We start from the raw sequence: 12,368 nt of genomic DNA, 5'->3' as shown, positions 1-12,368 counted from the left end.
AGAAGCGGAAAATATTTCGTAACTATCTGAAAAATATAAAATAAATCATATGGCACAGGCCTTGCAAAATAGTGCTTGAAAAGCAGGTTTCTGCAAGAAATTTGGCGCTCGGGTGCCGAACGTAAAAGGCCTTATGCATATGTTTAAAAACAAATTTGTCCTCATTGGCTTGGTTGTAGTGCTGTTGCTGGCGACCGCAGGAGGTACCTGGTTTTTCCTGAAGGGCAGCGAACCGGCTGCTGACGCAGCTGAAAGCAAAGCGGCGGCGGAAGTGTTGCCCAAGCCACAGATCATGAGTCTTGATCCATCGTTCGTGGTGAATCTCTTGAATGAGCGTGGCACTCGGTTTCTGCAGGTGGATATCGAGGTGATGAGCCGGGAGGACGGCGTCATTTCGCAAGTGGATGACTATCAGGTCATGATCCGGCACGAGCTGATCATGATGTTCAGCAGCCTGACCAAAGACCAGATCAACAGTATCGAAGGGCGCCAGCTTATTCAGCAGCGCGTTGTCGACACCATTAACGCCGTGCTCGAAAAAGAGACCGGTAAGAAAGGTGGTGTCGAGGAAGTGTATTTCACCAAGTTTGTGATGCAGTGAGGCGACAGTATGGCTGGCCTACTTGATCCGGAAGAACTCGAAGCGCTGATGGCTGAGGAGCAGAGCTCGCAAAGCTCTGGCAAGTATAACCTCGCCCGTCAGGATTACGCCGTACAGCGCTTGATTCCTACCCTGTCGTTGATTCAGTCGCAGTTTGCCAGTGCGGCCTCGACCCGGCTGCGGGAATTTGTTAGCAGTGTGGAAGGGCTGACCACTGACCGCATTACGGTCATGAAATTCGACGAGCTGCAAGGCACGCTGCCCGCGCCCTGCAGTATTTCATTGATTTCGGGAATGCCGCTCAGCAGCAATCTGATGATTGCCTTTGAATCGGAGCTGGTGTTCAACCTCGTTGACCGTTACTTCGGTGGCTATGGCGGCGCCGCCGATGCCGCGCGCGAGCAGTTTTCGGCGTCGGAGCTCAGCTTTATGGACATTCTGGTGTCCGCATTGCTGCCGGACATTGCCCTGGCCTGGAAATCGGTCATGAAAACCGCCCCGGCCATTGAGAGTCAGTCTACTGATCCCCGTCTGCTGGAAGGCTTTACCGACGCGGACTCGCTGGTGGCCACCCGCTTTCTGGTGGATATCGGCGATTTCAAAGGCGGCCTGTGGTCGGTTGTGCCCTGGAGCGCGATTGACGCGGTACGCGACAGCCTGCCCGACACCACCAAGCCCAGTAACAAAAAACCCGCAAGTGAAGAATGGCGCAGTCGCCTGGTTGAACGCATAGACGAAGTGCCTCTCGACCTGGTGGCGCAATTGGCGAAAACCCGCCTCAGCCTCAGCCGCGTGGCGAATCTGCGTCGCGGTGATGTTATTCCCCTGCCCAGTGCCGATGAGGTGCTGCTGTGTGTTGGCGAGCAGCCTCTGTTGAAAGGACGTTTTGGCAGTCATCAGGGCCAGTTGGCCGTTCAGCTTACCGGTTCGGCAGGTCGCAGCCGACCGAAACAGGAGTCGTAAACCCCATGGCGAATGATTTGAATCTGGACAAAATTCTCGACGTGAATGTGGATGTATCCGTGGAAGTCGGTCGCACCCGCATGAGTATTCGCGACATCAAGGCGCTGAATCAGGGCGCCATTATTGAGCTGGATCGTGCAGCGGGTACGCCGCTGGACGTACTGGTTAACGGCACACTCGTCGCCCGCGGTGAGGTGGTCGTGGTGAAGGAGAAATTCGGCATCATGCTCACCGAGGTGGTGGGGCAGGACGAAGAGGTTGATGCCTGATGTGGCGTCATTCTCTGTGCGCACTGGCGCTATCGCCCTTGCTGGCAATAGCGCAGGAGCCAGCCGCTAACGCGGTATCGGCAGAGCAAGCCGTGGCGGCGCTGCCGGTGGGCGCTGGCGATGATGTGATCGGCATGCTGGGCAGCCTGTTGCTGATGGCCGCGCTGCTGTTTGCCGGCCTGTGGTTTTTGCGCCGCCTGCGCGGCCTTCAGCGCCCCCAGCAGGCGGGTGTGGCGGTGGTATCGCAGATCCCCCTGGGTATGAAGGAAAAACTGCTGGTGCTGCAGGTGGGCGAGGAGCGCCTGTTGGTGGGATGCACGCCGGCTTCAATGCAAACCCTGCATCGCTGGGATGCGGAAGCCTTACCTGAACAGACGATCGTCGCTACGGGTGATTTTGCCGCTCTGCTGAAGAAGCGTCTGGCCGGCAAAGGCGAGGAGGCACAGCCATGAGTATACTGCGCGGCCTGCTGCCGCTGCTGTGTCTGATGCCCCTGGGTGCGTTGGCCGCCGACCCGCTGTCGTTACCCGCAGTGAGTTCTGCGGCCAATGCTGCTGGTGGTCAGGAGTACAGCGTGTCGCTGCAGTTGCTGGCGATTATGACGGCGTTGACCCTGCTGCCTGCCTTGTTGCTGGGGATGACGGCATTTACCCGAATCATGATTGTGCTGTCGATTCTGCGTCAGGCGCTGGGCACTGGGCAGACGCCCTCTAATCAGGTGCTGCTGAGCCTGTCATTGTTCCTAACCCTGTTCGTGATGTACCCGATTGGCGAGCAGGCTTACACCCAGGCGGTCGCGCCGTATATCGCCGAGGAAATGACCTTCCAGGAGGCGATGACCACCGGCTTTGAACCGTTCCGTGCCTTTATGCTGAGCCAGACCCGCGAAGATGACATCGCCCGTTTTGCGGAGATCGCTGGTCACGCGGCTTACCAAAAGCCGGAAGACGTGCCGTTCTCGGTACTGATGGCTTCGTTTCTCACCAGCGAATTAAAGACCGCTTTCCAGATCGGCTTTCTGGTGTTCATTCCCTTTGTGGTGATCGATCTGGTGGTGGCGAGCGTGCTGATGTCGATGGGGATGATGATGTTGTCGCCGATGATGATCTCGCTGCCCTTCAAAATCATGTTGTTTGTGCTGGTGGATGGTTGGGGCCTGATGATGGGCTCGCTGGCCGCCAGCTTCTATCGATGAGGCGCCTATGACACCGGATACCGTCATCGAACTCGGCAGACAGGGCATGAATATCACCGTGCTGTTGGCGGCGCCACTGCTGCTGTCAGCGCTGGCGGCGGGCCTGCTGATCGGTATGTTTCAGGCGGCCACGCAGATTCAGGATATGACCCTCAGCTTTATTCCCAAGCTGGTGGTACTGGTGGCGGTGCTGGGGCTGACCGGGCCGTGGATGCTGCGGCATCTGCTGGACTACACCCGCAGCCTGTTTGAAATGATTCCCTTGCTGGTGGGCTGAGGCGCAGCATGATTGCGGTGAATGAGGCGCAAATACTGTCCTGGCTGGCGGCCGTGTGGCTGCCCTTTGCCCGGATCAGTGGCGCCATGTTGACCGCGCCGCTGTTCAGCGCCTCCTACATTCCCGCCCGTGCCAAAATTCTGTTCAGTGTGGTGCTCTGCGTCATTTTGCTGCCGCTGCTGCCCACGCCGCCGGCGGTCAACATTATCAGTCTGGAGGGCATGCTGCTGCTCGCCAATGAGCTGCTGATTGGCCTGTGTATTGGCTTTATCGTGCAGCTGGTGTTCGACGCCATTGTGCTGGCCGGCCAGTTGATCGCCAACGGCATGGGACTCGGCTTTGCCATGATGGTGGATCCCCAGCGCGGTGTGCAGGTGCCGGTGTTATCGCAGTACTTGCTGATTATCTGCATGTTGCTGTTTGTCGCAATGGGGGGGCATCTGGAATTCATCAAGCTGATGGCCCGCAGTTTTGAACTCTGGCCAAGCGCCAGCCGCAGCGTTGAGCCCGCAGCTATCGACAGTGTCGTGGCCTGGGGTGCAGAGCTGTTTGCCGGTGCGATTCGGGTGTCGATTCCCGCCATCATCGCTTTGCTGGTGGTACAGGTGGCGGTCGGGGTCATCAGCCGCGCCGCGCCAACGCTCAACCTGTTTGCCGTGGGTTTCCCGCTGGCGATGCTGATGGGCTATCTGATTGTTGATCAACTGATTCCGAATCTGCTGCCGGTACTCAGCCGCCTGCTGAACCGCGCTTTCGAGCAGACGGCGGTCTTCCTGGGAGGCTGAGATGGCAGAGAATCAGGACGGTCAAGAACGTACCGAAGAGGCCTCCGCCAAGAAGCTGGCCGACGCCCGTAAAAAAGGGCAGGTGCCGCGCTCCAAAGAACTGGCCACGATGATGGTGACCATGGCCGGTGCGTTGATGCTGATTGTCAGCGGCAGCTACGTGGCTGAACAGATGCAGGGCGTCATGCGCGGCAGTCTGTCTCCCGATTTTCTGTTGAGCGATGCCGAGCGCTTACCCGGCCAGTTTTTCGCGCTGTTGGTGAACGGATTGATGAGCATCTGGCCGCTAATGCTGGCAACGCTTGCGGCAGCAATTATTGCGAATGTGGTGCTCGGTGGCTGGACCTTTAATCTCAGTTTCAAGTTTGAGCGCCTGGACCCGATCAAAGGCGTCGCCAAGCTGTTTTCGGTACGCAGCCTCGGCGAACTGTTCAAGTCTATCGCCAAGATGAGCTTTATCGGGCTGGCCGCCTTTTTCCTGCTAGAAGGCATGGCGAACGACATTCTTGGCCTGGGACTGGAAGATCCCAAAGAGGCCATCGTCAACAGCAGTGCGCTGTTGGTGTGGTTTTTCTTGATCGTGAGTTTGCCGCTGGTGGTCATTGCTGCCATCGACGTGCCCTGGCAGATGTGGAACTACAAAAAAGAGCTGCGCATGACGCGTCAGGAAGTGCGTGACGAACACAAGGAGTCGGACGGTCGCCCGGAAGTCAAAGCCAAGCTGCGGGAGATGCAGCAGGCCGCTGCGCGTCGGCGCATGATGGAGAAAGTGCCTACGGCGGATGTGGTCATTACCAACCCCACACACTTCGCGGTCGCGCTACGCTACGACGAAGCCCGCTCCAAGGCACCAGTGCTGGTCGCCAAGGGCGCTGATCAGATTGCGGCGCGGATTCGCGAGCTGGCAAGCGACAACGCCGTGACCATTGTCGAATCGCCGCGTCTGGCGCGGGCGATTTTTGCCAGTGTTGAGCTGGACGATGAGATCCCCGCCGGTCTGTATCTGGCGGTGGCGCAGATTTTGACTTACGTCTACCAGCTGCGCAGCTGGCAGGCGGTAGGTGGCGATTATCCGGAAGCGCCGGAACCCGACGTTGACGATATTTACCTGAAAGACCTGCTGTAGCAGCGTCGATTAACGCAGAGATACGCGTATGGCAACACAGACAATGACAATGCCGAACTGGATGCGGGATGTGATGGGCAGTGGCATCGGCGTACTGGCGCTGATGATGGCCTGTCTCGCGATGCTGGTCATCCCCATGCCGCCGTTTCTGCTCGATTTGCTGTTTACCTTCAACATCGCCTTATCGCTGATCATTATTCTGGCGGTGATCTACGTTGAGCGGCCCATCGACTTTTCGGTGTTTCCCACGGTTCTGCTGTTGGCAACGCTGCTGCGGCTGGCGCTGAACGTAGCCTCGACTCGGGTGGTATTGCTGGAAGGGCATACCGGCCCGGGTGCCGCGGGCAAGGTGATTGAATCCTTTGGCGAGTTTGTTATTGGCGGCAACTATGTGGTGGGCATGGTGGTGTTCGTCATTCTGGTGGTCATCAACTTTGTGGTGGTTACCAAGGGCGCAGGCCGGGTATCGGAAGTGACGGCGCGTTTTACTCTGGATGCCATGCCCGGCAAGCAGATGGCCATTGACTCGGATTTGAACGCCGGGATTCTGTCGCAGGAAGAGGCCAGCCGGCGCCGCGAGGAAGTGCGCACCGAGGCGGACTTCTACGGTTCGATGGACGGTGCCAGCAAGTTTGTGCGCGGCGATGCCGTTGCCGGGATCCTGATTCTGTTTATTAACGTTATCGGTGGCCTGGGTGTGGGTGTGGGACAACACAACCTCAGTTTCTCGCAGGCCATGCACAACTACACTCTGCTGACTATCGGTGACGGTCTGGTGGCGCAACTTCCGTCGCTGCTGCTGTCGACCGCGGTGGCGATTATCGTGACACGGATTTCGCGCCCGCAGAATATGGGCGAGCAGATGGTCGGCCAGATGGCCGCCAAGCCGGAGGTCTTGTATCTGTCGGCGGCCGTGCTGGGATTGATCGGTATTATCCCCGGCATGCCCAACCTGGTGTTTTTGATGCTGGCGGCTGCCTGCGGCGTGGGTGGCTGGTTGATCTCTCGGCATGCCAAACAACCGCAACTGGTTGATGACGACGAGACTGCCGAGGCGGATGTCCCTGCGGCCCCAGAGAGCAACGAGCTGAAGTGGGATGAGGTCACGCAGTTGGACGTGGTGAGCCTGGAAGTGGGCTACCGCCTGATTCCCCTGGTCGACCGCAATCAGGGAGGCGAGTTGATCGGCCGAATCACGGCGGTGCGCAAGAAACTGTCAAAAGATCTGGGCTTTCTGGTTCAGTCCGTTCATATCCGCGACAACCTTGAATTGTCGCCCGGCAGCTACCGTATTCAGTTGCTGGGTGACAGCGTTGCCCAAGGTGAAGTGCAGGCCGGCAAGGAATTGGCGATTAATCCCGGCGGCGCGCAGGGTGGCTTACAGGGTGTGCCCACGAAAGATCCGGCGTTTGGCATGGATGCAATCTGGATCGACCCCAGTCAGCGTGATCAGGCGCAGACCCTGGGCTACACCGTGGTCGATCCCTGTACCGTTATTGCCACGCATCTCAGTCAGGTCATCAAACAGCACGCCCACGAACTGCTCGGCCACGAGGAAGTTCAGCAGTTGCTGGATCGCCTGGCCAGCTCCGACCCGAAATTGGTGGAGTCACTGGTGCCCGCACAACTGCCGTTGAGCGTGGTGGTGAAGGTTCTGCAGAACCTGCTGAAGGAAAATATTTCCATTCGCAGCATTCGTCTGATCGCCGAATCTTTGGCGGAACAGGCGCCGCGATGCAAAAATCCTGACGATCTTTTGGAGGGGGTTCGCGTTTCGCTGGGTCGAATGATTGTTCAGGAAATCAATGGCTTAGAGGAAGAATTGCCGGTCGTGGCACTCGATGCTGATCTGGAACAGATGTTGCAGGATATGGTTCGAGGCGGCAACGGCGCCATTGGATTGGAGCCGGGAATCGCCGAACGGATTCAGCGGGAGCTGGCAGAGTTCAGCAACCGCCAGGAATTGGCAGGGCAGCCGGCGGTGGTATTGGTTTCACCGTCGATTCGGGCCTGGTTGTCGCGCTTCACGCGGCGCAGTGTGCCCAATCTGCATGTCTTGTCCTACAACGAAGTGCCAGACAGTAAAGAGGTTCGTTTGCTGTCGACCATCGGCCAGCAGGGGCGGTTGACCTGAGTGGGCCCCGTCAGGAGCGGGAGTAGATGAACGTAAAGAAATATCGGGCAGCAGACAGTGAACAGGCGATGCGGATGATCCGCGCTGCCCACGGTCCAGATGCGGTGATTCTCGATTGCCAGTCTGTGCCCGGTGGTGTGGAGCTGGTGGTGAGCTGGGACGAGCCAGAGGGCGAGGCCGCGGTAGCTCCCGTCCGTCAAGATGCCGCTCAGAGCCGCGAAAATACCGCGCTGGAGGCCTTGTTGGCCCGTCGTGAAAAACGTTCCGAGACTGAACTTTCGCCGGTGGCGGAGATGCCACGCCAAAATTTTGGCAAAGGTCCTCAGCTCGCGTGGTCTGAAAATGACGAATTGCATGAGATGAAGCAGGAGCTGGCGGCAATGAAGTCCATGCTGATGTCACAGCTCAAGGATCACAACTGGCAGCAGCTCAGCACCGATCAACCACGCCATCAGGGCAGTAATGGTCTGCTGGAAGCCATGGATATTGAGCCGCGGATTGCCGAGCAACTTCAGCGGGAATTGCCGCCGGAGCAAAGCGAGGCGGTGCAGCGGGAAGCCCTGAAAATTCTCCTGAGCCGACGCTTGCCGGTGGCGCCCCCGCCGAGCCGTGGCGCGATTTGTCTGCTTGGCCCCCAAGGGGCGGGGAAGACGACCACCATTGCCAAACTGGCTGCCCAGCATGTGATGCGTCACGGTCGCGACAATATCGCACTGCTGACCACGGACAGCGCGCGGGTGGGCGCTCAGGATCAACTGCGCGCTTACGGCCGCATTCTGCAGATTCCGGTTCACGGCGCCGGCACGATCAGTGAAGCGGCGCGGACCTTTCGCCTGCTGGAGAAAAAGGCGCTGGTACTGGTGGACACGTCGGGACTGTCGTTTCGGGATCGCGAAGGCCTGAACGAAATGGAAAAACTGTTGAGCGTGATGCCGGGATTGCAGTGCTATCTGACCTTGCCGGCCGATGTCGAAGCCTATGTGCAAAGTGAAATTATTGACGCCTACAGCCGCTTTGATTTGCAGGGCGCTGTGATCAGCCGTATCGATGAAGCCATGCGTCTGGGTGGCTTGCTGTCGAACCTGATTGAGCATCGCCTGCCCGCAGTGTGGTGTGCTAATGGGCCGAAGGTGCCGCAAAACCTGAGCCCTGCTGATGCCACGAAGCTGGTCAGTATTGCCATGCGTATGGCGCGCGGATTTACCCCGGCTCCCCGGGTAGCGACCCCTGCGCCTGCGCAGCGGTTGGGAGTACAGGCCTGACGCCTGCGGGCGTCAACAGGAGCTGTCGATCAGCGATGGCAATGAAAAATAAGGAAAGACTATGAACCCGGTAAAAGTGATCGCAGTGAGCAGTGGTAAAGGTGGCGTTGGCAAAACCAATGTTTCGGTGAATCTGGCCTGCCAGCTTGCTCGCCGCCAGAAGCGGGTATTGCTGATGGATGCCGACCTGGGTCTGGCCAATGTCGATATCATGTTGGGCTTGCGGCCCAAGTGGAACTTGTCTCATGTGCTGGAGGGTGCTTGCGATATCCAGGATATCCTGATGCCCGGTCCCAGTGGCATCGATATTATTCCCGCCGCGTCGGGGATCAAGAAAATGGCGGAGCTGGGCAGTGATCAGCACGGTGCCATTGTCCGCGCGCTGAGCGCGCTCAATGATGATTACGATGTGATGGTGGTGGATACCGCGGCCGGTATTTCCGACAGTGTGATTACCTTCAGTAAAGCCAGTCACTACGTCATGGTCGTTGTCACCGATGAGCTGACCTCGATGGCAGACGCCTATGCGCTGATCAAAGTGATGAGCCGTGATGCCGGTATCAAGCGTTTCAAAGTTCTGCGCAATATGGTCGACAGTCAGGATCAGGCCCGCGATGGTTTCGAGCGCCTGAACGAAGTCGCCCAGCGTTTCCTGGACGTTACGCTGGAGTATGCAGGCTTTATTCCCCGCGATCGCTTTCTGGTTAAAGCCGATGCCCGTCAGCAGGCAGTGAGCGAGCTGTATCCGGGGGCGGATGCGTCGCTGGCGTTCCGAAAATTGGCGGAGACGGTGGATAAATGGCCAATGCCTCAGGGGCCGAGCGGTCACCTTGAATTCTTTGTTGATCGTCTTCTGCAACAGGAAAGTCTGAAAGGAGTTGCCGTGTGAGTCACGCTGCTTACCTCGATGTGCAGGTAGGCAACCGCGACGAGCTGGTGACGCGCCACGCGCCGCTGGTTAAACGCATTGCCTACCATTTACTCAGCCGCCTGCCTGCCAGTGTGGAGGTGGATGATCTGATTCAGGCCGGGATGATTGGCCTGTTGGAAGCGGCCAGTAATTTCCGTGCGGGGCAGGGTGCGGGGTTTGAAACCTATGCGAGCATTCGTATCCGTGGCGCGATGATTGACCAGATGCGTCAGGGTGCCTGGGCTCCCCGTTCGGTAAGTCGCCAGCTTCGGGAGTTGGCGGCGGCGGTCAATCGCGTCGAGTCCCGTTTGGGGCGCGAGGCGCAGGCCGCGGAAATTGCCGAGGAAATGGGCATTGATATCAATGACTACTACGATTTGCTGAGCGACACCGCGGCGGTGCGTCTGGTCAGCCTGGAGCAGGCCAGCGACAGCGGTATGGAGTTCAGCGACGAAGATGACAGCGCCGATACACCGCTGCGGGAGTTGGAGGACGAAGGCCTTCAGCGTGCGCTGGCCACACAGATTGAGGCACTGCCTGAACGTGAGAAGCTGGTGATGGCGCTGTACTACGATCAGGGCTTGAACCTCAAGGAGATTGGCGAGGTGCTGGAAGTGAGCGAGTCGCGGGTTTGCCAGATTCACAGTCAGGCAGTATTGCGGCTGAAAGGGCGTTTAGGGGATTGGCTGGCTGCCTGATCGGCGCCGGGGAATGCAGGAACAGGACAATGGCAGAGCAGCAAGGTGTAGTTCTCGCATGGTTCAGTCAGTTAGATGATCTGACGATTCTGGGTATCTTACTCAGTGTTGCCGGGCTGGCGATGCTGTTGTACCTGTGGCAGAGCCGTCGTTCCCGAGCGGAAATGATGGTGCTGGCGATGGAGGAAAAGCTGGCGGCCCAGCAGGCTAAACTGGAAGCTCAAAGCAGTGCCTTAACGGTGATGGGCGAGCGGGTACTGGCGTTGGAAGAGTATCTGGAAATGGTCGGCAGCCGCCAACAGGCGCTGGACAGTGAAAAACGCGATCTGCGCTTCTACCAACAGGCCATTCGTCTGGCGGATCAGGGCTTGGGTACCGAGGAATTGGTACAGCGCTGTGGTATCAGTCGCTCCGAGGCCGAACTGCTGGCAGCGGTGCGCAGCACGCATTAATCCCCATTCATGCCTTCGTTGTCTTCGCCCTGACGGAGCAGATCTTCGTCGGTGGCAGACTGTGCGGTATCTTGGCTGTACACGGTTTCCCCGCTGTTCTGATAGTAATAGCTTGCCGGCACGCGGTCCTTCAAACGGTAGGCAAAGGCGATAATCTCTGCCACAGCCACATACAGCTCCGGCGGAATTTCGGCGTCCAGATCAACCCGGCTCAGAAACTGCAGCAGCTCGGCATTCTGGTAAATGGGAATATCGTGTGCGCTGGCAATTTCCAATATGCGCCGGGCAATATCGCCTTCCCCTTTGGCGCTGACGGTAGGGGCGTTTTCGCCGTCGTAGTGGAGAGAGACCGCTACGCTGCCGTGTTGCGTGCTCATGCCTGATCCCTCAACAGCGCTGACAGCGAGTAACTGCTTTCCGTTAAGGCTTGGGCACTGCGACGTCGGCAGTCGATACCGGCAACGTCGATGCCCTTCTCCGCTAGGCGTTGATGTAGCTCTGGAGTGTGCTGCCGGAGCAGCTCAAGAGCGTCGGATTGCACCGCATCGAAGCGGATACCCAGCTGTTTTTCCTGTTGCGTCACTCTTGCCGTAATCGCGCCCAATCCCGGCAGATCGAAACTCAGAGAGAGCGTCCACCCGGTCTGGGTAGTGTCATGCTGGGAGCCGCGTTCGTTGTGACTATGATCGCGCTCGGTGCGGGGTGGTTGAAACTGGAACTGCCAGACATCAATGCCATCGCGGTCGCGAACGGGCAACTCGATCATGTAGCTGCCCCCATGTTCGCGGCTGTGCAAGCCCAGCAGCTGGTTGGCATCCTGTCGGGCGAGGGCGCCCTTAACATCGTGGGCGAGACGGCTGAGCAGTGTACTCTCGATTTCTGGGGGGCTTGGCGGCAGTCGCCCTTGCGGCTGCAGTTCGCCCGGCAACCCCAAGGGCTTGGGTGGTGCTTGGTAGGCCGGAGCCGTACTCGCCGTTTGCGGCTGTGGCGCAGATGCGGGCTTGGTCGTCGACGCCGTACCGGGTGCTGCGATGTCTGCAGGCGCAGAACCTGCCGCGTGTACGGAAGGTGACGGGGTATTTGATGGACCATAGCTGCGCGCCAGTCCCGCCTTGGGTGGCGGTGGAGACTGCGCCTGCACGGTAGCCAGCAGCTTCAGCAAGGCAGCTTTAATATCACCTTTGGGAGCCTCGCCGCTGGCCAGTTTAGCCTCCAGCGATTGACCGCTGTTGTGCAGGGCTTTTTGCAGACCTGCGCTGTCGCTGAGCTGCTGACGGCGGGGCAGGCTGCTGAGCAGGGGCGCTATCAATTGCCGCAGTGTGGGATTCTCGCCCTGGCGAATCTGGTTAAGGCTGGCCGACAATTGATTGAGGCTGAGCTGCTCGGGTAAGCGGTTGCGTAGCTGAGGGGAAATATCCTGCGTTCCGCGCTGGAGGATTTCCAGTTGTGGACGCTGTTGTGCATCTTTGCCGAGAACACGCAGCTGCAACTGCTCGCCTTCTCTCAGTGGCGTCTGACTCTCCGCCATCATGCGCAATGAGCCGGAAGACAGCTCATAGAGGTGCTGAGCACGCTCCCCTAACACCACCGCATTAAGGACCCGGTCGGCCGGCAGCACAGGCGCAGGTCCCGCTGGACGTGTCAACGCCGCGGGCTGGGTGCTGATGGTGGGGTTGATAATAACCATGCCCGCGAA

The 12,368-nt window shown here is 58.7% G+C and carries 15 protein-coding genes; 13 read left to right on the top strand and 2 right to left on the bottom strand.

Translation table 11 applies throughout. From position 1 onward, the window contains the following. Nucleotides 1–139: 139 nt before the first annotated feature. The 13 genes from AC5DB9_RS07350 to AC5DB9_RS07290 all read left to right on the top strand — a co-directional run bounded on the left by AC5DB9_RS07350 (nt 140) and on the right by AC5DB9_RS07290 (nt 10,672). The gene (locus tag AC5DB9_RS07350; RefSeq protein WP_169530705.1) at nt 140–601 is read left to right on the top strand and encodes a flagellar basal body-associated FliL family protein; all 462 of its coding nucleotides are present in this window, start codon (nt 140–142) and stop codon (nt 599–601) included. A gap of 9 nt (nt 602–610) precedes the next feature. After that, the gene (locus AC5DB9_RS07345; protein WP_272991175.1) at nt 611–1,564 is read left to right on the top strand and encodes a flagellar motor switch protein FliM; all 954 of its coding nucleotides are present in this window, start codon (nt 611–613) and stop codon (nt 1,562–1,564) included. Between the two features lie 5 nt (nt 1,565–1,569). Continuing rightward, complete coding sequence (gene fliN, locus AC5DB9_RS07340; RefSeq protein ID WP_084495552.1) at nt 1,570–1,833, top strand: flagellar motor switch protein FliN; 264 nt, start codon at nt 1,570–1,572, stop codon at nt 1,831–1,833. After that, complete coding sequence (locus AC5DB9_RS07335) at nt 1,833–2,285, top strand: flagellar biosynthetic protein FliO (RefSeq protein ID WP_273009498.1); 453 nt, start codon at nt 1,833–1,835, stop codon at nt 2,283–2,285. Before fliN ends, AC5DB9_RS07335 begins: the two co-directional genes overlap by 1 nt. Then, nucleotides 2,282–3,028 carry a flagellar type III secretion system pore protein FliP gene (fliP, locus tag AC5DB9_RS07330; protein WP_414711328.1) on the top strand — a complete coding sequence of 249 codons (747 nt, stop codon included), beginning with the start codon at nt 2,282–2,284 and terminating at the stop codon, nt 3,026–3,028. Before AC5DB9_RS07335 ends, fliP begins: the two co-directional genes overlap by 4 nt. A gap of 7 nt (nt 3,029–3,035) precedes the next feature. Continuing rightward, nucleotides 3,036–3,305, top strand: coding sequence for a flagellar biosynthesis protein FliQ (gene fliQ / locus AC5DB9_RS07325; protein ID WP_022959814.1), 270 nt, complete (start codon nt 3,036–3,038; stop codon nt 3,303–3,305). Between the two features lie 8 nt (nt 3,306–3,313). Further along, nucleotides 3,314–4,090, top strand: coding sequence for a flagellar biosynthetic protein FliR (gene fliR / locus AC5DB9_RS07320; RefSeq protein ID WP_022959813.1), 777 nt, complete (start codon nt 3,314–3,316; stop codon nt 4,088–4,090). Nucleotide 4,091: 1 nt separating this feature from the next. After that, on the top strand, nt 4,092–5,216 hold the full coding sequence (flhB, locus tag AC5DB9_RS07315) for a flagellar biosynthesis protein FlhB (protein ID WP_272993591.1): 1,125 nt from the start codon (nt 4,092–4,094) through the stop codon (nt 5,214–5,216). Between the two features lie 28 nt (nt 5,217–5,244). Then, a complete protein-coding gene (gene flhA, locus AC5DB9_RS07310; protein WP_211218352.1) occupies nt 5,245–7,350 on the top strand; it encodes a flagellar biosynthesis protein FlhA in 2,106 nt (701 codons plus the stop codon). A gap of 26 nt (nt 7,351–7,376) precedes the next feature. Beyond that, entirely contained in the window at nt 7,377–8,612 is a 1,236-nt protein-coding gene (flhF, locus tag AC5DB9_RS07305) for a flagellar biosynthesis GTPase FlhF (RefSeq protein ID WP_272993595.1), read from the top strand. Nucleotides 8,613–8,673: 61 nt separating this feature from the next. Next, nucleotides 8,674–9,501 carry a MinD/ParA family protein gene (locus AC5DB9_RS07300; RefSeq protein WP_022959809.1) on the top strand — a complete coding sequence of 276 codons (828 nt, stop codon included), beginning with the start codon at nt 8,674–8,676 and terminating at the stop codon, nt 9,499–9,501. Further along, entirely contained in the window at nt 9,498–10,220 is a 723-nt protein-coding gene (locus AC5DB9_RS07295; protein WP_022959808.1) for an RNA polymerase sigma factor FliA, read from the top strand. Before AC5DB9_RS07300 ends, AC5DB9_RS07295 begins: the two co-directional genes overlap by 4 nt. A 29-nt stretch (nt 10,221–10,249) precedes the next feature. Next, nucleotides 10,250–10,672, top strand: coding sequence for a DUF2802 domain-containing protein (locus AC5DB9_RS07290; RefSeq protein WP_272993599.1), 423 nt, complete (start codon nt 10,250–10,252; stop codon nt 10,670–10,672). On the opposite strand, the gene AC5DB9_RS07285 is transcribed toward AC5DB9_RS07290, so the two are convergent. After that, on the bottom strand, nt 10,669–11,049 hold the full coding sequence (locus AC5DB9_RS07285; protein ID WP_272993602.1) for an EscU/YscU/HrcU family type III secretion system export apparatus switch protein: 381 nt from the start codon (nt 11,047–11,049) through the stop codon (nt 10,669–10,671). The two genes, AC5DB9_RS07290 and AC5DB9_RS07285, sit on opposite strands and share 4 nt — an antisense overlap. Continuing rightward, nucleotides 11,046–12,359, bottom strand: coding sequence for a flagellar hook-length control protein FliK (gene fliK, locus AC5DB9_RS07280; RefSeq protein ID WP_272993604.1), 1,314 nt, complete (start codon nt 12,357–12,359; stop codon nt 11,046–11,048). Before fliK ends, AC5DB9_RS07285 begins: the two co-directional genes overlap by 4 nt. Between the last annotated feature and the right edge of the window lie 9 nt (nt 12,360–12,368).

The sequence above is a fragment of the Spongiibacter sp. genome, assembly GCF_984394615.1.
Note: the sequence above shows the minus strand (reverse complement) of the source record. Positions and strands in the feature narration are given on the sequence as shown.

Excerpts from the sequence above, each read along its gene's own strand:
- AC5DB9_RS07350 (WP_169530705.1), top strand. The coding sequence starts at position 140 with ATGTTTAAAAACAAATTTGTCCTCATTGGCTTGGTTGTAGTGCTGTTG.
- AC5DB9_RS07345 (WP_272991175.1), top strand. The coding sequence starts at position 611 with ATGGCTGGCCTACTTGATCCGGAAGAACTCGAAGCGCTGATGGCTGAG.
- fliN (WP_084495552.1), top strand. The coding sequence starts at position 1,570 with ATGGCGAATGATTTGAATCTGGACAAAATTCTCGACGTGAATGTGGAT.
- AC5DB9_RS07335 (WP_273009498.1), top strand. The coding sequence starts at position 1,833 with ATGTGGCGTCATTCTCTGTGCGCACTGGCGCTATCGCCCTTGCTGGCA.
- fliP (WP_414711328.1), top strand. The coding sequence starts at position 2,282 with ATGAGTATACTGCGCGGCCTGCTGCCGCTGCTGTGTCTGATGCCCCTG.
- fliQ (WP_022959814.1), top strand. The coding sequence starts at position 3,036 with ATGACACCGGATACCGTCATCGAACTCGGCAGACAGGGCATGAATATC.
- fliR (WP_022959813.1), top strand. The coding sequence starts at position 3,314 with ATGATTGCGGTGAATGAGGCGCAAATACTGTCCTGGCTGGCGGCCGTG.
- flhB (WP_272993591.1), top strand. The coding sequence starts at position 4,092 with ATGGCAGAGAATCAGGACGGTCAAGAACGTACCGAAGAGGCCTCCGCC.
- flhA (WP_211218352.1), top strand. The coding sequence starts at position 5,245 with ATGGCAACACAGACAATGACAATGCCGAACTGGATGCGGGATGTGATG.
- flhF (WP_272993595.1), top strand. The coding sequence starts at position 7,377 with ATGAACGTAAAGAAATATCGGGCAGCAGACAGTGAACAGGCGATGCGG.
- AC5DB9_RS07300 (WP_022959809.1), top strand. The coding sequence starts at position 8,674 with ATGAACCCGGTAAAAGTGATCGCAGTGAGCAGTGGTAAAGGTGGCGTT.
- AC5DB9_RS07290 (WP_272993599.1), top strand. The coding sequence starts at position 10,250 with ATGGCAGAGCAGCAAGGTGTAGTTCTCGCATGGTTCAGTCAGTTAGAT.
- AC5DB9_RS07285 (WP_272993602.1), bottom strand. The coding sequence starts at position 11,049 with ATGAGCACGCAACACGGCAGCGTAGCGGTCTCTCTCCACTACGACGGC.
- fliK (WP_272993604.1), bottom strand. The coding sequence starts at position 12,359 with ATGGTTATTATCAACCCCACCATCAGCACCCAGCCCGCGGCGTTGACA.